This is a genomic window from Inquilinus limosus MP06, from assembly GCF_000767795.1.
In the GTDB taxonomy this organism is placed as follows: Bacteria; Pseudomonadota; Alphaproteobacteria; order DSM-16000; family Inquilinaceae; genus Inquilinus; species Inquilinus limosus_E.
This window is the reverse complement of sequence record NZ_JANX01001146.1, coordinates 1-544: the sequence shown is the minus strand read 5'-3', so window position 1 is coordinate 544 and position 544 is coordinate 1. Positions and strand designations below refer to the sequence as shown.

Below are 544 nucleotides of genomic sequence, written 5' to 3'. Positions count from 1 at the left end.
GGCGGTCCAGTTGGCCTGGATCACGGTGCTGCGCGGCGGCGCCCGGCCGGCGCGGAACAGCTGGTCCACCGGGTCCTCCGGCCGGGTCGGGTTCCAGGAGAACCACAGCTCCGACCCCGGCTTGCGGATGGTGGGGCGCAGCAGGTCCAGGCTGCGCCGGGACAGGGACTGCGCCTCCTCGACCCAGGCGATGTCGTAGCCCTCGAGCGACTTGATGCTCTCGGCCGTGTGGGTCTGCATGCCCTGGAAGATGATGCGGCCGCCCTCGGGCGCGAGGATGCGGTCGGCCTGGACGGTGAAGGCGGGGCCGAGGCCGAGCGCCCGGATCTTGTCCTCCAGCAGCCGCTTGACCGACTGGTCGAGCGAGCGCTGCACCTCGCGGATGCACACGGCCCTGAGCGGCGCGGCGTCGACGCAGCGCCGCACCAAGAGCTCGGCGAAGACATGCGACTTGCCGGAGCCGCGGCCGCCATGCACGGCCTTGTAGCGCGACGGCTTCGCCAGGCCCTTGAACTTGCGCGGCAACTTCAGCGGCGGCAGGACG

At 72.1% G+C, this 544-nt stretch carries 1 protein-coding gene; it reads right to left on the bottom strand.

The annotated features are described in order from the left end of the window. A partial coding sequence (locus tag P409_RS35700; protein WP_034849938.1) for a PBSX family phage terminase large subunit occupies positions 1-544 on the bottom strand: 544 nt, incomplete at both ends.